The organism is Acinetobacter sp. A2 (assembly GCF_048537555.1).
In the GTDB taxonomy this organism is placed as follows: domain Bacteria; phylum Pseudomonadota; class Gammaproteobacteria; order Pseudomonadales; family Moraxellaceae; genus Acinetobacter.
The window spans coordinates 2193580-2215173 of sequence record NZ_CP183239.1 but is presented as its reverse complement, the minus strand read 5'-3'; the positions used below and the strand labels follow the sequence as shown (position 1 = coordinate 2215173).

Annotated in this window: 23 protein-coding genes, 6 tRNA genes and 1 other RNA gene; 10 read left to right on the top strand and 20 right to left on the bottom strand. The window is 42.5% G+C overall.

Going from position 1 to position 21594, the window contains the following annotated elements:
* Positions 1 to 25 precede the first annotated feature (25 nt).
* The 4 genes from ACNS8M_RS10555 to ACNS8M_RS10540 form a co-directional block, all read right to left on the bottom strand.
* A complete protein-coding gene (locus ACNS8M_RS10555; protein ID WP_168418017.1) occupies positions 26 to 442 on the bottom strand; it encodes an ABZJ_00895 family protein in 417 nt (138 codons plus the stop codon).
* A 45-nt stretch (positions 443 to 487) separates the two neighbouring features.
* Complete coding sequence (locus ACNS8M_RS10550) at positions 488 to 1102, bottom strand: DedA family protein (protein WP_168418018.1); 615 nt, start codon at positions 1100 to 1102, stop codon at positions 488 to 490.
* Positions 1103 to 1191: 89 nt separating this feature from the next.
* Entirely contained in the window at positions 1192 to 1479 is a 288-nt protein-coding gene (locus ACNS8M_RS10545) for a hypothetical protein (RefSeq protein WP_168418019.1), read from the bottom strand.
* Positions 1480 to 1814: 335 nt separating this feature from the next.
* Positions 1815 to 2747, bottom strand: coding sequence for a rhodanese-related sulfurtransferase (locus ACNS8M_RS10540; protein WP_168418020.1), 933 nt, complete (start codon positions 2745 to 2747; stop codon positions 1815 to 1817).
* A gap of 221 nt (positions 2748 to 2968) precedes the next feature.
* On the opposite strand from ACNS8M_RS10540, the gene ACNS8M_RS10535 reads away from it, so the two are divergent.
* Positions 2969 to 3454 (top strand): DUF1289 domain-containing protein, encoded by a 486-nt coding sequence (locus ACNS8M_RS10535; protein WP_168418021.1) that lies wholly within the window; start codon positions 2969 to 2971, stop codon positions 3452 to 3454.
* A gap of 106 nt (positions 3455 to 3560) precedes the next feature.
* Here ACNS8M_RS10535 and panD read toward each other — a convergent pair whose 3' ends face one another.
* The 11 genes from panD to ACNS8M_RS10480 form a co-directional block, all read right to left on the bottom strand.
* Positions 3561 to 3941, bottom strand: a complete 381-nt coding sequence (gene panD, locus ACNS8M_RS10530; protein ID WP_168418022.1) for an aspartate 1-decarboxylase — start codon at positions 3939 to 3941, stop codon at positions 3561 to 3563.
* Between the two features lie 145 nt (positions 3942 to 4086).
* Complete coding sequence (gene pth, locus ACNS8M_RS10525) at positions 4087 to 4668, bottom strand: aminoacyl-tRNA hydrolase (RefSeq protein WP_168418023.1); 582 nt, start codon at positions 4666 to 4668, stop codon at positions 4087 to 4089.
* 18 nt (positions 4669 to 4686) lie between these two features.
* The gene (rplY, locus tag ACNS8M_RS10520; protein ID WP_168418024.1) at positions 4687 to 4983 is read right to left on the bottom strand and encodes a 50S ribosomal protein L25; all 297 of its coding nucleotides are present in this window, start codon (positions 4981 to 4983) and stop codon (positions 4687 to 4689) included.
* 101 nt (positions 4984 to 5084) lie between these two features.
* Positions 5085 to 6038 (bottom strand): ribose-phosphate pyrophosphokinase, encoded by a 954-nt coding sequence (locus ACNS8M_RS10515; protein ID WP_004972226.1) that lies wholly within the window; start codon positions 6036 to 6038, stop codon positions 5085 to 5087.
* A gap of 36 nt (positions 6039 to 6074) precedes the next feature.
* Positions 6075 to 6149, bottom strand: a tRNA-Gln gene (locus tag ACNS8M_RS10510).
* Positions 6150 to 6242: 93 nt separating this feature from the next.
* Positions 6243 to 6317, bottom strand: a tRNA-Gln gene (locus tag ACNS8M_RS10505).
* A 19-nt stretch (positions 6318 to 6336) separates the two neighbouring features.
* A tRNA-Gln gene (locus ACNS8M_RS10500) sits at positions 6337 to 6411 on the bottom strand.
* Between the two features lie 27 nt (positions 6412 to 6438).
* Positions 6439 to 6513 (bottom strand) — tRNA-Gln (locus tag ACNS8M_RS10495).
* Positions 6512 to 7342 carry a 4-(cytidine 5'-diphospho)-2-C-methyl-D-erythritol kinase gene (ispE, locus tag ACNS8M_RS10490; RefSeq protein ID WP_168418025.1) on the bottom strand — a complete coding sequence of 277 codons (831 nt, stop codon included), beginning with the start codon at positions 7340 to 7342 and terminating at the stop codon, positions 6512 to 6514. Before ispE ends, ACNS8M_RS10495 begins: the two co-directional genes overlap by 2 nt.
* A 19-nt stretch (positions 7343 to 7361) precedes the next feature.
* On the bottom strand, positions 7362 to 7940 hold the full coding sequence (lolB, locus tag ACNS8M_RS10485; protein ID WP_168418026.1) for a lipoprotein insertase outer membrane protein LolB: 579 nt from the start codon (positions 7938 to 7940) through the stop codon (positions 7362 to 7364).
* Positions 7941 to 7948: 8 nt separating this feature from the next.
* Positions 7949 to 9661: a tetratricopeptide repeat protein gene (locus tag ACNS8M_RS10480; protein WP_168460900.1), complete on the bottom strand. Its 1713-nt coding sequence runs from the start codon at positions 9659 to 9661 to the stop codon at positions 7949 to 7951.
* A gap of 78 nt (positions 9662 to 9739) precedes the next feature.
* Here ACNS8M_RS10480 and hemA point away from each other — a divergent pair, with 78 nt between their 5' ends.
* Positions 9740 to 11014, top strand: a complete 1275-nt coding sequence (gene hemA, locus ACNS8M_RS10475; protein WP_168418028.1) for a glutamyl-tRNA reductase — start codon at positions 9740 to 9742, stop codon at positions 11012 to 11014.
* A 55-nt stretch (positions 11015 to 11069) separates the two neighbouring features.
* On the opposite strand, the gene ACNS8M_RS10470 is transcribed toward hemA, so the two are convergent.
* A complete protein-coding gene (locus ACNS8M_RS10470; protein ID WP_168541647.1) occupies positions 11070 to 13034 on the bottom strand; it encodes a DNA primase in 1965 nt (654 codons plus the stop codon).
* Between the two features lie 198 nt (positions 13035 to 13232).
* Complete coding sequence (locus ACNS8M_RS10465) at positions 13233 to 14213, bottom strand: outer membrane protein assembly factor BamD (protein ID WP_168460904.1); 981 nt, start codon at positions 14211 to 14213, stop codon at positions 13233 to 13235.
* Between the two features lie 71 nt (positions 14214 to 14284).
* On the opposite strand from ACNS8M_RS10465, the gene rluD reads away from it, so the two are divergent.
* The 3 genes from rluD to ACNS8M_RS10450 are packed head-to-tail and all read left to right on the top strand — an operon-like array spanning position 14285 to position 16749.
* Positions 14285 to 15337 (top strand): 23S rRNA pseudouridine(1911/1915/1917) synthase RluD, encoded by a 1053-nt coding sequence (gene rluD / locus ACNS8M_RS10460; protein WP_168418031.1) that lies wholly within the window; start codon positions 14285 to 14287, stop codon positions 15335 to 15337.
* A gap of 59 nt (positions 15338 to 15396) precedes the next feature.
* The gene (pgeF, locus tag ACNS8M_RS10455; RefSeq protein WP_168418032.1) at positions 15397 to 16140 is read left to right on the top strand and encodes a peptidoglycan editing factor PgeF; all 744 of its coding nucleotides are present in this window, start codon (positions 15397 to 15399) and stop codon (positions 16138 to 16140) included.
* A gap of 39 nt (positions 16141 to 16179) precedes the next feature.
* Positions 16180 to 16749, top strand: a complete 570-nt coding sequence (locus ACNS8M_RS10450; protein ID WP_419224807.1) for a flavodoxin family protein — start codon at positions 16180 to 16182, stop codon at positions 16747 to 16749.
* 98 nt (positions 16750 to 16847) lie between these two features.
* Here ACNS8M_RS10450 and smpB read toward each other — a convergent pair whose 3' ends face one another.
* Positions 16848 to 17324 carry an SsrA-binding protein SmpB gene (gene smpB, locus ACNS8M_RS10445; protein ID WP_168418034.1) on the bottom strand — a complete coding sequence of 159 codons (477 nt, stop codon included), beginning with the start codon at positions 17322 to 17324 and terminating at the stop codon, positions 16848 to 16850.
* Positions 17325 to 17502: 178 nt separating this feature from the next.
* On the opposite strand from smpB, the gene coaD reads away from it, so the two are divergent.
* The 4 genes from coaD (at position 17503) to ACNS8M_RS10425 (ending at position 18814) form a co-directional block, all read left to right on the top strand.
* A complete protein-coding gene (coaD, locus tag ACNS8M_RS10440; protein WP_168418035.1) occupies positions 17503 to 17994 on the top strand; it encodes a pantetheine-phosphate adenylyltransferase in 492 nt (163 codons plus the stop codon).
* A 1-nt stretch (position 17995) separates the two neighbouring features.
* Positions 17996 to 18259, top strand: coding sequence for a YfhL family 4Fe-4S dicluster ferredoxin (locus ACNS8M_RS10435; RefSeq protein WP_168460906.1), 264 nt, complete (start codon positions 17996 to 17998; stop codon positions 18257 to 18259).
* 27 nt (positions 18260 to 18286) lie between these two features.
* Positions 18287 to 18664, top strand: an RNA gene (gene rnpB / locus ACNS8M_RS10430) — RNase P RNA component class A.
* 73 nt (positions 18665 to 18737) lie between these two features.
* Positions 18738 to 18814 (top strand) — tRNA-Met (locus tag ACNS8M_RS10425).
* A 40-nt stretch (positions 18815 to 18854) separates the two neighbouring features.
* On the opposite strand, the gene ACNS8M_RS10420 is transcribed toward ACNS8M_RS10425, so the two are convergent.
* Entirely contained in the window at positions 18855 to 19280 is a 426-nt protein-coding gene (locus tag ACNS8M_RS10420) for a hypothetical protein (RefSeq protein WP_168460908.1), read from the bottom strand.
* A gap of 179 nt (positions 19281 to 19459) precedes the next feature.
* Here ACNS8M_RS10420 and ACNS8M_RS10415 point away from each other — a divergent pair.
* Positions 19460 to 19536 (top strand) — tRNA-Met (locus ACNS8M_RS10415).
* A 144-nt stretch (positions 19537 to 19680) separates the two neighbouring features.
* Here the strand turns inward: ACNS8M_RS10415 and ACNS8M_RS10410 are convergent.
* Complete coding sequence (locus ACNS8M_RS10410) at positions 19681 to 21306, bottom strand: NAD+ synthase (protein ID WP_168460910.1); 1626 nt, start codon at positions 21304 to 21306, stop codon at positions 19681 to 19683.
* Positions 21307 to 21594 lie beyond the last annotated feature (288 nt).

The following is a 21594-nucleotide window of genomic DNA, read 5'->3' as shown; positions in this document are numbered from 1 at the left end:
TCTAATACAGCAATTCAGTAAAATTTTATAAGAATTTCTTGTGGTAGTAACGGTTTGCGTACCAGTTGTAGGCAATATGAAACACAGCACCATGAATGGCAATCAGGCACAGCATGATCACGGCAGCCAAAGCCAATCCTGCTTTATCTGCTGCTTTTAGAATTTCTTCTGCATTTGGGTTCATGAGTACCAAGAAAAATACAAAGAAGCTGCCAATAATAATGGCCACCGCGCTTGAGCCCCAAACCAACTGGATTTTTTCGTCACTGCTGGGTAGGCGTTGTTCTTTTTTTACAAAATGGCCTGCGCTAATAAATGCTGCAGCAATTAAGGTCGGTAGCAGAGTCAGTCCACCCAAGTTCAACCCAAAAATTAATACAGTAATCAGCAAAACCAGCGCAATACTATAAACTGCGGCGAAGAAGAGTAAATAATGTTTCATGTCTGGTTTTCCCCGAAAAGATATAATTTTACAGTGTTGTATTGATTAATGCTGTTGTTTACGGCGGTATCTACGGTACAGCACCACAGCAACAAGTAGCACTACAATGGCAATAATTACATGGCTGACCCGATTGAAAATTTGATGCATAAGTTGCTGATTTTCACCAAAATAATAACCGACACAGGCTAAAAATGTTGTCCAAATAATGGTGCCCAGACCACTATAAAACATAAATTTCCAAAATGGCATGCGACTCATACCGGCAGGAATACTAATCAATGAGCGGATTGCAGGAATCATACGCCCAAAAAAGACAATGCGATGTCCGTACTGTTCAAACCAGTGTAGAGATTTTTTGACGTCCTGCTCTTTAATGAATAGATATTTGCCGTAACGATTGACCCAGCGATAGATACTGTCGTGTTTACAACGATAGCCAACCCAATATAAAACTGCGGCTGCAACTAATGAGCCTATACAGCCTGCAATAATCACACCCAATAGCAACAATTGCCCTTGAGAGGCAGAATAGCCTGCTGAAGGCATAATAATTTCTGAGGGAACAGGCGGGAAGACGTTATCCAGAAACATTAACAAGGCAATACCGAGGTAGCCGAGTTGTTCCATAATGGAAATAATCCATTCAGTTACATTCATGCAAGTCGTGTTTTAAAAAAGTGCTCCTATCCTAAGCACTCTTGCATAAACAGTAAAGTATAAGAACGGTAAAGCCTTGCGCTTTAGGCTTAATCAAGTTCTGAATGGGTGAGGGTGTAGATATAGACTCGTCTTAATGTATATGCCATAAGAATTGGAACTGCACACAGCAAGGCGTAATTAAAAAAATTGGCAGGTAAATGATAGCCAATAAAAGCTGCAATAATGCCACCTAAAATTGCACCCATAGCCACAATAAAGGTATGTGACTCATCTTCCAAACGATTTTGTATTTCTGTATGACACAGAGCAGATAAAGATTTTACAGGGGTGAAACGTAATGTTTGCATTGAATTTGAAATTGTTGTTTTTGGCATAATTTCACTCCTGATAATAGCGTATAGGTTTAGGAATACATAACGATCCTTAAGTTTTGGTTATGGGTGATATTATGTGTTGTTGCTTATCCACCAATAACAGCCACAAATTTTGTGGCTTATTTAGCATGAATGCTATCACCCAATCTGGGGATTTTTGCGCAATAGTTGGTAAAAATGCGTTGTATTTTTATGTGCTATGTAATCTTACGTGAATGCGTACCAACTGAATGCTAATAAAAAAGCCCTCAAAAATGAGGGCTTAAGTTTATTCTCCAGCATGCTAAAGACTACGTCAGACATGCTCGAGAAATATTTATTACAACCTGTATGTATTACAGACGTTTGCGTTTAGCAGCAGCAATTTGTGACTGACGCATACGGAAACCTTCTTTTTGTTTCTCTGTGGTTTTATCAATACAGTACACGCAAGATACGCCGTGTTCATAGCTTGGCAGTTCAACTTCTTCTGGAAGCAATGGCCAGCCACAAGCATGACACTTGATGTTTTGGCCTTCCTGCATACCGTGAGTTACTGCGGTACGACCATCAAACACAAAACATTCACCTTCCCATAAGCTTTCATCGGCAGGGGTTTCTTCTAGGTATTTTAAAATACCACCTTTAAGGTGATATACCTCATTAAAGCCTTCCTGAAGCAATAATGAGGTTGATTTTTCACAGCGAATTCCGCCTGTACAGAACATCGCAATTTTTTTGTCTTTGTGTTGTTCTAGGTTTTGCTTAACGTAGTCAGGAAATTCACGGAAAGTTTCAGTTTTTGGGTCAATCGCACCTTTGAATGTACCTGCCTTGTATTCGTAGTCATTACGAGTATCAATCAAAATCACATCATCACGGGCAATCAGTTCGTTCCATTCTTTCGGGTCTAGGTAGTGACCGACCAAGTCACGTGGTTTGACTTCTACACCTAGCGTAACAATTTCTTTCTTCAGTTTAATTTTCATTTTACGGAATGGTTTTTCAGAGCTATGCGACTCTTTATATTCCATTGCGGTAAAACCTTCGTTTAACAGAAATTGGTGTACTTGATCAATCGCCGCACGATCACCTGCGATGGTACCGTTAATGCCTTCACCCGCCACAATAAGAGTACCGCAAAGGTTGATTGAATTTACCAAATCTAGCAGGCGTTGTTGAAGATCGGAAGGATCTGCAACTTCTTTGAATTGGTAAAGTGCGGCAACAACCCAAGTCGTGGTCGCTGGCTGTTCTACAGGTGCAAGCTGTTCTACAGTAGCGTTCATGGAGTACTCCAATATGTGAAAGACAAAATTTAAGGCGCATATTCTAACCCGCTTTGCTTGAATATGCGAGAAATCCGAGTGAGGTGCATGGTTTTAAAGCGTGACACAGCATTTTAAAAATGTACCAGAACGGGGTATGATGCCACTCGGTTTGAACTGCAATATTGCAATTCAAACTTGATACCTCTAACTGAATGTTGTTTAAATTTTGGAGTGCTAGATTGAGTAAGGATCGTCCAAGTGCCACTTTAACCCCGTGTGCAGGTCGTTGTTCTACGGTTTTTGGTGATTCTGTCTGTCGAGGTTGCCGTCGTTTTAACCATGAGGTGATTCAGTGGAACACGTATAGCACCGAACAACATACTGCAGTTTGGCGTCGTTTGGATGCACAGTTAGATCAGATTTTAGTACCAATGTTGCCTTTTGCAGATTTACGTCATGTAGAAGGCTTTGTACGTTCCAAGCGTGTGCGTTTACGAGAAGATGCCTCTAAAGGTCGTAAGCTGTACCATGCGCTTAAGCTCTGTGAGAAAAACCGCCATTTTACCGATGAAAGTGGTTTGGGTATTCATTACAAAGAGGTGCGACCGTTGTGGCAAGAGTTTGAGCGCCGTATTTTGGCATTGGCAACCGCAAGTTATGATTTTGCATTTTTACGTGCCGATGGCATTAGTCATAGTCTGTTGCAAAACCTGCAAGAAAGTTAATCGCTCATTCAAAAGCAATTCATGCTGTTGTCATGAAATGACCCTAAATTCGGATATAAAAAAACTCGCAAAAATTGCGAGTTTTTTATTGCATACAGCAGGGGAATTACGCCACTTGTACTGGAATACAATTTGCTGTGTGACTGACTGTGTTGTCTGGGTTTGCATAAACCAAACGCGGTTGATGTGCATTGGCTTCTGCTTCAGTGAAATCACCAAAGGTTGCAATGATAATAATATCGCCTACATCGGCTTGATGTGCTGCGCCACCATTGACAGAAATGATCCCTGAATTGTCTTCACCACGAATGGCATAAGTCGTGAAGCGCTTACCATTGGTCACGTTCCATACGTGGATTTCTTCATATTCACGAATGCCAGCCAAATCCATAAGCGTTCCGTCAATTGCACAAGAACCTTCATAGTGAAGTTCTGCATGAGTTACAAAAGCACGGTGGATTTTGCATTTTAATAAACGAGATAGCATGGTGAGCGTCTCCTTAGTGGACCTAAGATTTTATCTTATGGTGAATTCAATCACTGCTTGACTGAGGTCGGTACTGAGCAGAAAGCGCATTTTGCTCTCAAAATAGCGACAAGGCAAGTGTGATTGTTCAACAATTGTAGATTCATTAGTTCGGTTTATAGGCATTGATTTGATTCATGGCTTGTTGTACGTCGCCATTGACCAGTAATTTGATGCGACCCAAGGCATGTGCAAGAGCATCATTCATGAGGGTTTGTTCGCTACTTGGTGCTTTGCTGAGTACATGGCCTGATACGCGTTCTTTTGAACCCGGGTGCCCAATACCAATGCGTAAACGATGAAAATTTGGACCTGTATGCGGTACGATGTCACGCAAACCGTTATGACCACCATGACCACCACCTGTTTTTAGGCGGATGATCCCTGGGTTCATGTCCAGTTCATCATGAGCAATCAGCATAGCTTCAGGCGCAATTTGATAGAATTTGGCGAAGGGAACAACACTTTGACCAGAACGGTTCATAAAGGTTGTGGGTAATAACAGACGAACGTCTTGACCTTCGATATTACCGCGACCGCTGATCCCGTGAAATTTAGGATCGGCTTTTAACGTAATGCCATATTGATCTGCAAGCTGTTCTACAAACCAGAAACCTGCATTATGGCGGGTTTGGGCATACTCTTTACCAGGGTTGCCCAAACCAACAATCAGTGAAATATTAGCCACTAATTACACCGTAAACACTTATGCGCGTTTGAAGTCAGCGTGCATAGGTGTGTTTTTAGCAGGGTGACGTTGTAAAGCTTGGATTTTAACGCTTTCAACTTTGTCGCCTACTTTGATTTCTACAACTTCTTCAAAGAAAGCGTTGCTTTCTAAAGCTTTTACAAGCTCACGAAGTTCTAAAGTAACAGCTACTGGCTCAGCGTCGCCACCATAAATGATAGCTGGAACTAATGCAGCGTGACGAAGGCGGCGGCTCGCACCTTTCCCTTGGTTAGCTGCTTCACGCGCTTGAGCGTTTAATACGAAGTTTGCCATGATAGACATCCTTATTTTGAGTTTAAATAAACTAGATCTGCGACCAATCTAGTGATAGAAAACCCTGCCAATTGGCAGGGCTTTGAAAATTCAGCGCTCTATTATAGATAAGAATCGAACATTGCGCTAATAGATTCTTCGTTGTTAATACGACGAATTGTTTCTGCAACCATACTCGCAACAGACACTTGACGGATTTTGCCAAGCGCTTGCGCTTCTTCTGAAAGAGGAATAGTGTCAGTTACAACCAATTCATCAATTACAGAATTTTTAAGGTTTTCAATTGCTTTGCCTGAAAGTACAGGGTGGGTTGCATAAGCAACAACACGACGTGCACCAAAAGTTTTCAGTGCATCAGCGGCTTTGCATAATGTGCCCGCAGTATCTACCATGTCATCTACAATGACACAGTCACGATCTTTTACATCACCAATCAAATGCATCACTTGTGATTCATTCGCTTTTTGACGACGTTTATCGATAATTGCAAGATCGATATCACCCATTTGTTTTGCAACAGCGCGTGCACGAACCACACCACCAACGTCTGGTGAAACCACCATTAGGTTGTCGTGTGACTGTTGACGCAGGTCAGCCAATAGCGCAGGCGTACCATAAATGTTGTCTACAGGGATGTCGAAGAAACCTTGAATTTGGTCTGCGTGCAAGTCAATCATCACCACACGGTCAATACCCACAGTCGTTAGCATATCTGCAACCACTTTGGCTGTAATTGGAACACGTGTAGAACGAGGACGACGGTCTTGGCGGGCATAACCGAAGTAAGGAATAACGGCAGTAATACGACCAGCACTTGCACGACGCAAAGCATCAGCCATCACCAAGATTTCCATTAGGTTGTCATTGGTTGGCGCACAAGTAGGTTGTACGATAAATACGTCTTTACCACGGACATTCTCGGTAATCTCTACAGCAATCTCACCATCAGAGAAGGTAGAAACTGATGCAGCACCTAAAGGAATGTGCAAGTGGCTTACGACTTTTTGAGCGAATTGTGGATGCGCGGTTCCACTAAAAACGACAAGATTGGGCATGAAGCACCCTTGGCGGTTGGTGTATGTAGGAATAGATGGCAGGGGTAGCTGGATTCGAACCAACGGATGCCGATATCAAAAACCGGTGCCTTACCACTTGGCGATACCCCTAATGCGGCAGAACTTTAATATTTTTACGGCGTTCTGTCAAGGTAAATTAACAGGATGGCGCTAATATTGGGGGTTCTGTCTAATGCGAGAAAATGGCAGGGGTAGCTGGATTCGAACCAACGGATGCCGATATCAAAAACCGGTGCCTTACCACTTGGCGATACCCCTAGATTTGATCACTGTAAGATGGCAGGGGTAGCTGGATTCGAACCAACGGATGCCGATATCAAAAACCGGTGCCTTACCACTTGGCGATACCCCTAATACAGTAATCTACAGGTGAAAGAGATGGCAGGGGTAGCTGGATTCGAACCAACGGATGCCGATATCAAAAACCGGTGCCTTACCACTTGGCGATACCCCTATTGTACTGTGAAATGTCGTAATGGAGATTCATCTAGGCTATTCACGCAGTACGCAGTACATGGTGAGTTTGCCAAAATGTATTCAACATTCATTTCTGCAGTCACTTCAGTAAAAACACAAGCACCTGTACCTGTAAGCTTTGCTTGACCAAATTGGTCTAAATAACGCATTGCTTCATCGACTTCAGGATATAAATTTCGTGCCACAGGCTCAAAATTATTTCCAAAGTCAGATGGCTTTATCTGATAGCCGCAGAATTTAGTGGGCTTCGAGTTTCTTGTCAATGTTTTTTGTGAAAAAAGTAGTTGAGTGCTGATAAAACAGTCAGGTTTTAACACAATATATTGTTTCGGGGCTAAGTCTATGAATGTTAACCGTTCACCAATGCCTTCTGCCCATGCATTGCGCCCATGTACAAAAATGGGAACATCTGCACCTAGTTGCAAACCCAATTCCGCCAATTGGTCAATTTCTAAGCCACATTGCCACAGCTGATTGACCACAATTAGCGTGGTTGCCGCATTAGATGAGCCACCGCCAAGCCCTGCACCCATTGGGATGTGCTTTTCAATCGCAATATTTAACCCAGTCACTTGTTTGGCGTATGGCTTTAAAATTTGCGTGGCCTTATAAATCAGGTTTTGCTCTAAATCGACACTATTTAAGCCCTGAATGTGAATGTCAGTTGTGTCATTCACTTCAAATTCCAGCCAGTCATATAAATCAATCAATTGAAAAATACTTTGCAGTTCATGGTAGCCGTCTTCACGACGACCCGTAATGTGCAAAAACAGATTCAACTTAGCAGGTGAGGGAACACGAGTCATGGCGAAATTTAGCAAGTGATTAACGATTTTGGATGAGCATTGTAATACGGTTTTCCTGCCCTGACTCAAGTGCCTGTTTCAAAATCAGGCGGTTGGGTAAAGGGGCATTGTCGTTATAACTTAAATCGACTGTCCAATCATCTTCAATAAATTGCGTAGGGCGTTGTTGACTGTCTTTTTGAATTTGAGCATCTACGGTTGCAGGTCGGGCTTGTACCCAGTCGATTAAATGGGTAATAGGCGCTTGCCAGCCTGTGGCACGTTCCAATAACTCTTCAGGACTTTCTGCATAAATTAAACCCGTTTTGGCGCTGTTCAAGGTGACTTGCCCAGGTTGTCCGCTAATTTGGGTCTTACCAACACCTAAAATACCACTTAGCTCAATATCAAACTGTTGTTGCTGTTGTACCCAAGTGAAAAAGGCACTGCCAGACTGTTGCGGGGTACGCACGCCAATTTTACCTTGTAGGTTAAACTGATTTTCTGCTTCGACCTGTTGTGAAACATGGGCGGGAGATTGCACAAAAGGCTGACAACCTGTAATGAGCAGACTGCTACTGACAAACAGGGTAAGACCTAATTTTGAAAATAAACGCATAAAATCACTTAACTCTTTTTAACGGGCTGCGCTAACAATAGCGAATTTAATTGTTGCAATTGCGGATCATTCGGATGATTTTGTTGTAATTGTTGTAACACTTGGCTGAATTTTTGGATATCACCTTGCATATACAGTGATTTTGCATAGCGTGCACCAATTGCTGCACTGTGGCTCAGCAAATAAGCTTTTTCTAAAGCCTGAGCAGACGCGGTATAGTCATTTTGCAAATAGCTGACATAACCCAAGGTATCTAAAATAGAAGCTTGCTCAGGTGCAAATTCAAGCGCCTGCTCTACATAGCGACGCGCTTCTTCCAAACGACGGTTTTGCAGCGCAAGGGTATAGGCGTAAGCATTTAAATAAGTTGGGCTATTTGGTTCAATTTCCAATAACTTGGTGAGCAATTGATCTAGTTTGTCTTTTTCTTGATGTGCATCGAGCAGCAAGACTTCTGAATAAATCAGGTCTGGATCATCAGGCAAGTTCTTGATGGCTTCATCCAATAAACGCAGTGCTGCTTTTTTATTGTTCATGCGTTTTAAAATGTCGGCCTGTGCCTGATACAAATAGCTGGCGTGTTGTGGGTAATTGACACGTTCCTGTGTTAAAAAGCGCAGGGCATCGTTTAGTTTATCTTGCTGGGCAAAAATACTGATCATGTTGCGGCGTGAAACCGTATATAGGCTGCCATCTACAAGTCGGTAATAGGCTTTTGCTGTTTCATAGTGCTGTTTACGTTCTGCATTGACTGCTAAATAATAATAAGCTTCATTTTGATATTGCGCAGAATAGCGCAGCTCGACCAAGTATTTTTCGGCCTTTTCGTATTGCTTTAAGTCGATACTGGTTAAACCCGCAAGAAACAAAGCTTCGTCTTCATCTGGCCATTTTTTTAAAATAGCTTCGAGTTTGCTTAGCGCCTGTGTCGCTTCATTCTTTTTGACTAGATATTTGGCTTCGGCTAGACGCACTTCAAAATTATTTTTATGCTTACGACTAGACTTTGCATACCATGCGGCTGTTTCAGCTTCATTGCCCAATACACCTAATAAATTGGCTTTCATTAAGATGTAGCCAGTCACCTTAGGGCGCTTTCTCAATGCTTGATTAATGGTATTGAGCGCTGCTTGGTATTGTCCATTTTGGGCTTTTAAACCTGCAATCAGCACTAAAATGGAAGGGTTGTCTTTGGCTTTACTGGTGCGCAAGGCCTGAATCAGAAACTCACGGTCTTCCGCAGACTCAGGGGCAATCCCTGCCAGAATTTGTTCTAGGTCTGCTGTGGCATCAATATTCAGAATTTTATCTAAGGTTTCTGCGGCCAAATCATATTCATGTGCTTTAAGGGCAATGTGCGCTAAATAGAACAGTGCAGGGACATCAGAAGGCTCTTGTACTACCCAATGCGTTGCAACATCGAGCGCCGCGCGTAGGTCATTTTGCTCAATTGCTATGTTTAAAGCACGCTGTTTAATTGAAGTTGAATTGTTTTTGATTGCCAGTACAGTGTAGTTGTGCAAAGCGGTGGGAATATCGCCATAGGCCAAGGCAAATTCGGCCACCATGGTTTGGTTTACAGCATTATAATTTGAATTTGCATGATAAATTTCTCCAGATGCACTAAGATGAGCACTAGAAGCCATGCTACCGACCAGTAAGAATGTGGTAGAATATTGCTTAATTGTCGCGCCGTATGGTCGGCTATTTGTTTGACGCAATTTTTCTTGATCCAAGTAATGCTTTTTATGACACCGTTATTGCACAATAGCATAAATTTAGCGAAATGATGATCTGATATGTCTTTCTTTGCATTGGGTGTCAACCATCAAACCGCCTCTGTCGAGTTGCGCGAGCAAATTGCATTTAACCCAGAAAAGTTAAGTGCCTTGCTTGCTGAGCAAAGCCATCACCCCGAACTGAATGATTTGGTGGTCGTGTCAACTTGCAACCGTACCGAAGTCTACGCCATGTCTGAACATCCAGAGCAGGTGTTGAATTGGCTCGCCCGTGTAAATGGTATTGATGCTCAGCAATTAAGTCATCATGTTTATCGTTATGAAAATGCACAGGCTGTATCACATTTAATGCGCGTGGCCAGTGGACTAGACTCGCTCATGTTGGGTGAGCCGCAAATTATGGGTCAGGTCAAAACTGCGCTGTCTTTAGCCAAAGACTCTCATACCGTTTCGCAACAACTAAACCGAATTTTTGAATATGCCTTTTACGCAGCCAAGCGGGTACGTTCTGAAACTGCTGTAGGCAGCCATGCGGTGTCTATGGGTTATGCTGTTGCGCAACTGGCTTTGCAAGTGTTTAGCCATCCTGAAAAATTAACAGTGATGGTGGTGGCGGCAGGTGAAATGAATAGCCTTGTGGCAAAGCATTTAGCAGAAATGGGTGTCGCTAAAATTTTGATTTGTAACCGTACCCGTGCTCGTGCCGAAACATTGGCGCAGGAAATTGCACATCGGGTAGAAGTTGAAATTATTGAGTTTGATCAGCTTGCCGCCAATTTACATCGTGCCGATGTGATTTCAAGTTGTACAGGCAGTTTGCATCAGGTCATTGCTTATCCTGAAGTAAAGGCGGCTTTAAAAAAACGCCGTTATCAGCAAATGTTACTGGTCGATTTGGCCGTACCACGTGATATAGATCCAAAAATTGAAAATTTGGATGGTGTGTATTTGTATGGGGTTGATGACCTGCAAACCGTGATTGATGAAAACTTGGCGCAACGTCGTCAGGCGGCGGTTGAGGCAGAAGTCATGGTCAATCAACTGGTGACAGAACTGGTGACTCAGCAAAAAGTCCAGCAAGCGGGTGCAACCATTCATGCTTATCGTGAACAAGGTGAAAGTTTGCGTGAGGAAGAGCTAAGTTTGGCAATGACACGTATTGCCAAAGGTGAAGATGCTGCACAGGTTTTGCAGGAATTTTCTTATCGTTTAACTCAAAAACTGCTGCATCCAACATCGATTTTGTTGCGCGAAGCAGCCAAAGGTGATGAGCCTGAGTGTTTTGAGTTTATGCAGGAAAACTTGGCAGAGATTGCCAAACGTCGTCGTAAATAAATACGACTTTAGGCCTAAAATTTATTTCTAACGATTAAGAACGAGCGCAGATCGCTTACTCTTCTAACAAGGTAAGCGATCTTTTTTTATCAATTTCATAAATTTGATGCTTTAAGCGTTTCATTTCTTCAATGCTGCTGAATTTCTTGGAGCGGATTTTTTGCTGTAAGTAATCGTATTGCAGTTTGGTTGAAAAATCCTGCGCCAGTTTATCGACATGTTCAGGGGAAGTGGTGTAATCGCTGACATTGGCTTGTTGTAAAATACGATGTAACTCAAAATGATAGGCTGCACATGCACCTAAAATATAATATTTAGCCTGTTCGGGATCATCTGGTAAATCATCAAAAATAATATTTAAAATATTTAAAATTTGATGCAGTAAGTGATCACTTGGAATCAAAGCACGTAAAGGCTCGAAGTGAATGTATAAATAGGGATGATTGATCAGAATCGCAATCACATATTCTTCGGCATCGACTTTGGTGCTAAAACTTAGGGATGCGTCATTATTGGTCTGTGCCTGCCATTTACGGTTAAAACCTAATTTTTCACGGAAAAACTGTTGCAGCAAATAGCGATAAGAGCCAGTTTTGGGTAATAGCTCGGTCAATTGTCGCAGTTCACCCATGACCTGACTTTTGCCTTCAGGGGTGCTGACATTATGGTTTTGGGTCAGATGTGCAAATACAAAGTCAGATAGTAAAGGAGCTTGATCGAGCAGGCGGCGGAAATTTTCAATCCCTTCACGGCGGATGAGTGAGTCTGGGTCGTGCTCATTCGGTAAAACAAAGAATTTCAGTTCACGCCCATCATTTAACAAAGGCAGCGCAATTTCCAATGTGCGACGTGCGGCTTTCTGACCTGCGGCATCGCCATCAAAAGCAATGGTAATACGGTTGTTTTGACGGAATAGAATGTTTAAATGTTCAGTATTACTGGCTGTGCCCAAAGTTGCGACAGCACCATGAATACCGTATTGCTGCAAAGCAATCACATCCATATAGCCTTCAACCATTAAATAGTCTTGGGCTTTTTGCTTACGGCCTTCATATAAACCATAGAGCAATTGGTTTTTATGAAAGACTTCCGAGTCGGGCGAGTTGATGTATTTGGGCTTGATTTCATCATTGAGTGCACGGCCACCAAAACCGACTACACGACCTTTACTGTCACGAATTGGGAAAATTACCCGATCACGTAATAAATCGAAGTCACGTCCCTTGTCACTGGTACGAATCAAGCCTAGAAGTTTTAAGCCTGCAATGTCTTGTGGAAAGGCTTTTTCCAAATGTTGCCAGTCTTCAGGTGCATAGCCTAAACGCCAGAATTGCAGGGTTTGTGCAGTTAAACCACGTTTTTGGAAATACTGTTGTGCGGCAGGGCTATGCGGTAATTGCTGCTCATAATATTGAGCCACGTTTTCGAGTAAGTCGTATAAGTTACCTTCCTGCGCAGGTGTTTCCTGTATGGCATCCCATTGTTCAAAACCTGCAAACGGGTCTGCACTGTTCTGAAATTCAGAACTTGAGTATTCAGTGCTTTGAAACTCAGCAAAAGGATCGAAGTCGATTCCCACACTCGTGTCAGCATCGTTAGCATGTTCGTTTGTTGCAGTTGGAGCCGCAGCAGTTTCGTGTTGATTTTTTACAGGCGCTTTTAGCTTTGCAATCGTTGTAGGTTTTTTGACTTCACGTTTATAGGAGAGTTTTTTGCTGTCGTGCTGATCTTTCGGGAGTTCGATGCCTGTTTGACTGGCCAAGTCTTTCATGACATCCACAAAATTTCGGTTATCAACATCCATTAAAAAACGGATAGCGTTACCATTGGCCTGACAGCCAAAACAATGATAGTACTGCTTGTCACGGTAGACGTGAAAAGATGGTGTTTTTTCCTGATGGAATGGGCAACAGCCCGAATAGGTACGACCTGTTTTTTTTAGTTTCACGCGCTGACCAATCAGATCGACAATATCGGTGCGATCTAGAATTTGATCAATTGTGTGTTGTGGAATGGCCATACGTTTCGGTCTTTTATCTCTTAATTGGTTTGAAAGCAGTTTTTGCCGAACAGGTCGGAAACTGAGGTCAGTGTTGGCAGAATTATTCTCTTTTGTAGCTGTTTCTGCTGTTTGAAACAAGCCCTAGTAAAACAAAAGGCAAGTATCATAACTTGCCTTTGGTATTTTTCAAGATTGTCAAATCAGCTTGTGCTTATTTTATTCAGCACTGTCGTTTTGAGACTTAGGACGATCTAACAAACCAAAACTTAAACGGTTGGTTAAGCTGCGTGATGGTGCTGCTTGTGCATTGGCTTCAGATTGCTGTGCTTCGGTGCTGCTTTTCGCTTCACGTCCGAAAATACCCAAAGTGGCACGGTTAATCCAACTTGCATCGTGGCGTGCGGCACGCAAGTTCACGCTACCATCAGCTTTGACTAAGTTTGGATAGTTCAGTTTCAACACATCAATATATTGTTGTGCTGTTGCCTGATCGCCTAGTTTGCCATAACCATAAGCAACAGTTGCCAATGCTTCAGGAATTTGTGGCGTTTGTGGATAGTGTTCAATCACCCACAAAGAACGCTCAACTGCAGCGACCCATGCTTTACGTTTAATGTTGTAACGTGCCGCATTCATTTCGGCTTCCGCCAGTTCTTGACCAATAAACTGCATACGCTGTGCAGCGTCTACAGCATAAGTGCTTGAAGGATAACGACGAATAAAGTCGACAAAGTTTTGATAAGCCACTTTTAAATAGCTGACATCACGGTGCGATTGCTTGAGTGAGGTATAGCGCAACAAGCCATCATAGTTTTGTTCCATATTCGCCACGCCACGCACATAGTAGGCATAATCGGCTTTAGGATGCTGCGGGTTCATGCGGATAAAACGATCTGCAACTGCAATTGCACCTTCATAATCTTTTTGCTGGAATTTTGCATACAATAATTCAAGCTGCGCCTGTTGCGCATAATCACCTGTTGGGTAATATGTTTCTAAAGCTTCCAGATGCTTCACCGCATCGGTATATTGACCACGATCCAGTGCTTTTTCTGCTTTTTCAATATAAACCTGTTCGCTAGACTGCGGACCAGTATCGACCACTTCTTTTTTTGGATTGCTGCTACAGCCCACAATTGCAGACGCAACGCCGAGTGAAAGAGCAAGCATTGTTATTTTATAACGTGGTAGCGACATAAAAATTCCTCTGTTAATACGGGCAATGAGCTACAATTGCGCTATTAAACCACTTTTGTCTGAATGAGCAAATGAGTCAAGCACAATCTACCCATTCCAATTTACCTGAAACTGAGTTCAATTTACTTGAAGATGCTGAGGATGCAGATAACCATACTTCAGACTCAACTGCAACACGTTTATCGTTGCAATTTCAATTGGATGACAGCCATTTGGGACTACGCATCGATCAGGTTGCCGCGATCATTTGGAGTGAATTTTCACGTGAAAAGCTAAAACAGTGGCTGAAAGACGGTCATTTGTTGGTAAATGGTAACACGGTCAAACCTAAATATAAGTGCGAAGGCGATGAGCTTTTGACTTTAGAGGTGGAGCTTGAAGCGCAAACCCGTAGCCTGCCAGAAGATATTCCACTCGATATTGTTTATGAAGATGATGACATCATTGTGATCAATAAGCCTGTGGGCATGGTGGTGCATCCTGGAGCTGGTAATAGCTCAGGAACTTTGGTGAATGCCTTGCTGCATCATTATCCTAAATCTGCCGAATTGACCCGTGCAGGCTTGGTGCATCGTATTGATAAAGACACTTCAGGCTTGTTGGTCGTAGCGAAGAACTTAGAATCACAGTTTGCTTTAACCAAACAACTGGCGAAGAAATCAGTTTATCGTTTATACGACTTGGTGGTGTATGGCAACATGATTGCAGGCGGCACGGTTGATGAACCGATTAAACGCCATCCTGTAGATCGAATTAAAATGGCGGTCTTGCCGGGCGGTAAAGAGGCCGTGACGCATTACAATGTGAAAGAGCGTTTTCAGCACTTCACTCGCGTTCAGGCACGTTTGGAAACAGGGCGTACCCATCAAATTCGTGTGCATTTAAGCTATATTGGTTTTGGTTTGGTGGGCGATTCTGTCTATACCCCACGTGTGCGTGTCCCTGCGGGTGCATCGGCATTGTTGAACGATACATTGCGTAACTTTAAACGTCAGGCTTTGCATGCGGTCAAATTAGGTTTGGTTCATCCGAGAACACATGAAGAAATGATGTTTGAAGCGCCGTGGCCTGAAGATTTTAAGCAATTGGTAGATGTATTACGCAGCGAAAATGCAGCGTACTGATGCCATTCAACATCTGTCAGCTCAGATGGGGCTTTATATGCATTTAAAAGGATAGAGGCATGCAATTTGTTCAAGGACTCCCTGCAGGAGTATATGTCGGGCAAACCCGCATACAACATGTGCAGGCACTGGAAACAAGTTCTACAGAACTGTCTGGGTTTAATTTGGCACTGCATGTGCAGGATGATGCATGGCGTGTGCAGCAGCATCGTATGCGTTTGCTGGCAGAGTTTGCTAAATATGGGGTCGATAAACTGACTTGGATGACACAGACGCATAGTGTGTTGTGTCAGACCATTAATGAGCAAATCACTTTTGAAGCCTTAGAGGGCGATGGCTTGGTCACACAGCGTAAAGCACATGTTTTAATGATGATGACTGCGGACTGCTTACCTGTGGTTTTAGGCAATGCGGAAGGCACAGAAGTGGCCAACTTGCATGCAGGCTGGCGAGGTTTAGCCAACGGTATTATTGAAAACACCATTGCCGAAATGCAAAGTGCACCAACATGGGCGTGGTTAGGTGCTGCCATCAGTCAGCCATGTTTTGAGGTTGGAGCAGAAGTAAAACAGGCCTTTTGTGATAAATATTCTGAACTGGAAACGGCCTTTATAGATGGGCAACAATCTGGTAAATACTTTGCCGACTTGTATGCGATTGCACGCTATATTTTGCAGCAGCATGGTGTCATAACGGTATTGGGTGGTGATCAGTGCTCATATTCGCAGGCCGATCAGTACTATTCTTACCGCCGTCAGCCACGTACAGGCCGCATGGCAACATTCGTGTTTATGCAGGCTTAGTGTTAAACTTGACTTAATTATTTGGTTTTAAACATTCTCATGTCAGTGTCTCATACAACATCTTCTTGCGCTGCAATTCGTGTGGCGGTGGTTTATCACAGTCCTTATGGCCATACTGCTAAGGTGGCACAGCATATTGCGCAAGGTGCTGCACAAATGGGCGCACAAGTTGAGTTGATGGCAGTCACTGAAATTGAATGGGACAACTTAGACCAAGCCGATATTATTATTATGGGCTGCCCAACGTATATGGGAAGCATTACCTCTGCCTTAAAACAGTTTATGGAAGAATCTTCCAAACGCTGGTTGGCCAGAACTTGGCAGGGCAAACTTGCCGCAGGCTTTACCAATGGTGGTGGTTTAAGTGGCGATAAACTGGCAGTCTTGCAACAAATAAATTTATTTGCAATGCAGCACGGCATGTTGTGGTCAGGTTTACCGTTTATGCCTACAGGCCGTAGCCCACATGACATTAATCGTATGTCGAGCTTTTTGGGTTTAATGACGCAATCGGATAATGCCAGTGTAGAAGTTACACCACCAGAAGGTGATTTAGAAACTGCGGTCAAATTTGGCAAGTATTTGGTGGAATTAAAACTTAAAGCTTAAGTTTGATTCGATTTTTACAAATGCCATAAAAATGCTCGATATTTAATCGAGCATTTTTATTGGTGATGCTAATTTTTAAATGATGGTAATTTATTAAATTACTTGTGCATCAAACGTGCTTTATCACGCTGCCAGTCACGGTCTTTCTCTGAAGCACGTTTATCATGCAATTGTTTACCTTTAACCAAGGCAATTTCCAGTTTTGCCAAAGGGCCTTTCCAATAGCAAGCCAAAGGTACACAGGAATAGCCTTTTTGATTCACAGCACCCATCAACTTTTCAATTTCACGACGTGACAATAAAAGTTTACGGGTACGGGTTGCTTCAGGTACAACGTGAGTAGATGCAGACAGTAGCGGCTGAATTTGTGCACCAAATAAATAAGCTTCATTGTCACGAAATAAAATATAACTTTCGGTGATGGTCATGCGCCCAGCACGTAAAGATTTGACTTCCCAGCCTTGCAGTGAAAGTCCAGCCTCAAATTTTTCTTCAATAAAATAATCGTGACGTGCACGTTTATTCTGTGCAATTGTGCCGCCCGTATTTTTTTTAACTACAGTTACCTTCGCCATAATCAATTACTTCCAAACTTATGACTATTGTGCCTCAAACAAGGACTGGCTGACAAATCAAAATCGTTGCAACTATAGACCATATATCTGTGAAGTTTCATAATTCGGTAGACTTTGTTCACTAAAATTTTTTGTATTTGTTAAACTAACGCCGACAAAACCAACTAGAGCTTAATGGATGTCTAAAACTCGCGTAATTTATCCGGGCACTTTTGACCCGATTACTAATGGTCATATTGACTTAGTGACACGTGCTGCAAAAATGTTTGATGAAGTCGTGGTCGCGATTGCAATTGGACATCATAAAAACCCAATTTTTACTTTGGAAGAACGTGTTGAATTGGCACAAGCCTCTTTAAAACATTTGCCAAATGTTGAGTTTGTAGGCTTTGATGGTTTGCTGGTCAATTTTTTCCGTGAGCAAAAGGCCACAGCTGTTTTACGTGGGTTACGTGCGGTTTCAGATTTTGAATATGAGTTTCAGTTGGCGAATATGAACCGTCAATTAGATGGTAAATATGAAGCAGTTTTCTTAACGCCGTCAGAGCAATACTCGTTTATCTCATCTACACTGGTTCGTGAAATTGCACGCTTAAAGGGAGATGTGACCAAGTTTGTATCTCCAGTCGTGGTCGAAGCATTTGAGCGTAAACTGCAACAAGGTTGGTAGCGTGTCTTTATATATTACCGATGAATGTATTAACTGTGATGTCTGTGAGCCTGTATGCCCAAATGAGGCGATTTTTATGGGTGAGTTGATTTATGAAATCAATCCAGCCTTATGCACTGAATGTGTTGGGCATCATGATCAGCCACAATGTCAGTTATTTTGTCCAGTCGATTGTATTCCGCCCGATCCGCAGCATGAGGAAACGCAGGAACAATTAATGGAAAAATATAAAAAACTAATTGCTCAAAAAAGCGCAAGCAATTAAGTCATAATTTTGCTAAGATGCGCCTTCGAAGTGAACCAGACGATCGCTGCTGTGGAGGTCTCCGTGACTAAAGCAGGGGAGGAAAGTCCGGGCTTCATAGGGCAGGGTGCCAGGTAACGCCTGGGCGGTGTGAGCCGACGGAAAGTGCAGCAGAGAGTAGACCGCCTTCGTATGGTTTCTTTTTCGGAAGAAATTGAAGGTAAGGGTGAAAGGGTGCGGTAAGAGCGCACCGCATGGCTGGTAACAGTTCATGGCATGGTAAACCCCACCAGAAGCAAGACCAAATAGGAATCCTGAGGTACGGCCCGTACTGGATTCGGGTAGGTCGCTTGAGCGTATGAGTGATTGTACGCCTAGAGGAATGATCGTTCTTGACAGAACCCGGCTTATCGGTTCACTTCACCAAATTTTAAGCAATAGTTGTGTGATAATGCTTGACGTCTATAGCATTACAGCAGATAATGCGCGCACAGTTTTTGGCTATGTAGCTCAGTTGGTTAGAGCACCGCACTCATAATGCGGGGGTCACAGGTTCAAGTCCCGTCATAGCCACCATTTTTCAGACCACGTTCACTAACGTGGTCTTTTTTTATCTTTAAAATTTTCCTGTGCAATCTATGTTGTTGGTATTGAGCTGAATTTGCATTTGCAGGTTTTGAATATGTTGCCAGTTGGCTTGCTGATCAGGATAGCTAAAAATTTTGGCATCCACCTGATTTAACTGTTTCAGTGAAATATGCTGTGATGCGCAATAACGTCCCACCGCACGCTCATAGGCCAATTGTTGCTGGGCTTCAGGACTGAGACGATCTGCAGTAAGAATCTTTTGCTGACCTTTGGCATAGGCCACCAATACACGTTTGTCAGCAAAGCTGTAGCTCATTTTTGAGTTGATATATTGTGCTACGTCGCGGCGTACACCGTTGTAGTCGACCAAAATAGGCCCAACGACCTGACATGCGCTTAAGCTCAAAGCTAAGCCTGCAACAGCAAACCATTTAAAACGAAGAGTAGAAGACATAGTATTTTCTTTGGTCATTTGAATAAATTTTGCAATAAATATGGATGATAATCCGTAAGAAAAAGGTAAATTGCCTAAAAACTAATAAATTGAAAAGTATTTGTTTAAACTGTGAGCGTTTGTAAATTAAAATACTTGACGATGCAGAGCTAAGTTTAGATAATGCGCACACAGTTTATGGCTATGTAGCTCAGTTGGTTAGAGCACCGCACTCATAATGCGGGGGTCACAGGTTCAAGTCCCGTCATAGCCACCATTTTTATAGACCAAGCTCTCAGCTTGGTCTTTTTTTATGTCTAAAATTTAAGTTGAGCTTTATTGACCTATTCTTAAAATACAGACAATAAAAAACCAAGCCTTCGCTTGGTTTTTTACGCTTCTGTTTAAGCCATAGTTTCGCTTAAATTCCAGGTTTCCAGCCATTCACCAATGGGTAACGACGTTCACGGCCAAATGCGCGTGAACTGATACGTGGTCCTAGGGCACCTTGGCGGCGCTTATATTCATTGCGATCAACCAATTGAATCACTTTCTCAACCATTGCACGTTCAAAGCCTTTGCCAATAATATCTTCTTGGCTTTGATCTTCTTCAATGTAGGCATACAAAATTGCATCCAAAATTTCGTACGGTGGTAAAGAGTCTTGGTCTTTCTGATCTGGGCGTAATTCTGCAGAAGGTGGGCGAGTAATCACGCGTTCTGGAATAACAGGCGTATCAGCAATACTGTTACGGTATTTTGCCAGTTCAAATACAATGGTTTTATACACGTCTTTGAGTACGGCATAACCACCGACCATATCGCCGTATAAGGTGCAATAGCCAACAGCCAGCTCAGATTTGTTGCCTGTAGACAGGACTAAATTACCAAATTTGTTGGAAAGCCCCATCAAAATTGTACCGCGTGCACGGGCTTGTAAATTTTCTTCAGTGGTGTCACTTGGGCTATTGCCAAAGAACGGATACAAGGTTTGCATGAAGCTATTCACTACAGGATGAATTTCGGCAATGCCGAAGGTAACACCTAATGCTTTGGCTTGCTCTGCCGCATCTTCAACACTGATTTGTGCTGTATAAGTATATGGCATCATCACCGCTTGTACTTTGTCTGCACCAATGGCATCGACTGCAATTGCAAGTGTCAGCGCAGAGTCAATACCACCCGATAAACCTAAAATAACCCCAGGGAAGCCTGAACGTTGTACATAGTCACGTGTAGCTAAAACCAAGCCTTGGTAAATTTCTGCCAACGTATCTAAAGCGGGGCTAATCTCTGCAGTTTTAAAGTGTTTCTGAGCAGCGTCATATTCAACGAAGAATACACCTTCCTGATACGTCGGCGCTTGTAGTGCAACATCGCCCGCTTGGTTGATCACGAAGCTAGTGCCATCGAAGATTAAATCATCTTGACCGCCCACTTGGTTCACATATACAACATTTAAGTGGAGCTGCTTAGCCAACTCAGTCATGGTTTGTACACGATGTTGTGGCTTGCCCACTTCATAAGGGGATGCATTGAGCACCAATGCTGTTTCAACATTGAGTTGTGCGAGTTGCTGTACCGTTGGCAGTGCCCATAAGTCTTCGCAAATCAATACGCCAAATTTATGTCCAAGGTATTCAAATACCAGATGTTGATGACCCTCATCGAAATAACGTTTCTCATCAAATACGGCATAATTTGGTAAATTTTGTTTGTTATAAATACCAAGAATATTGCCATCTTTCATGACTGCAGCAGAGTTGAAACGTTGACCATCTTCAGTTTCATTCACAAAACCGAAAACTAAAACGATATCTTTAATTTCACGTAATTGTTCAAATGCTTGTTGAGTGCGTTTGTTCAAGCTTGGGCGCAGTAATAAATCTTCTGCTGGGTAACCCAAGAGAGAAAGTTCAGGGAAAATAATCAGATCTGCGTGTTGTTTTTTCGCTTCATTTGCCTGTTCAAGCATTTTTTGCGCATTTGCTTCGAGATTGCCGATGTGTGGAGAGAACTGTGCAAGGGCAATTTTAAAAGATTTCATTTAAATTAAGTCCTATTCCTATAGGTTTAAAATACACATAAACAACTGATTATTATTGTTATAAAAATTTCAGCGCAGTGTATTGTGGATTAAACGACTGCCGAAAGGCACAAATAAAAACCATTTATTATCTAACAGATAAAGATCTTATTTTGCGGTGCAAAAATAGAGACTTTTGCTATTTTATCGTAATTTAGAATAGATGCTAGCATCGAATACACTTTATTCTTGTATGCTGCAGAATATCATTGAAATGTGACAGAATTTTTATGCTATTTATTTGAAATT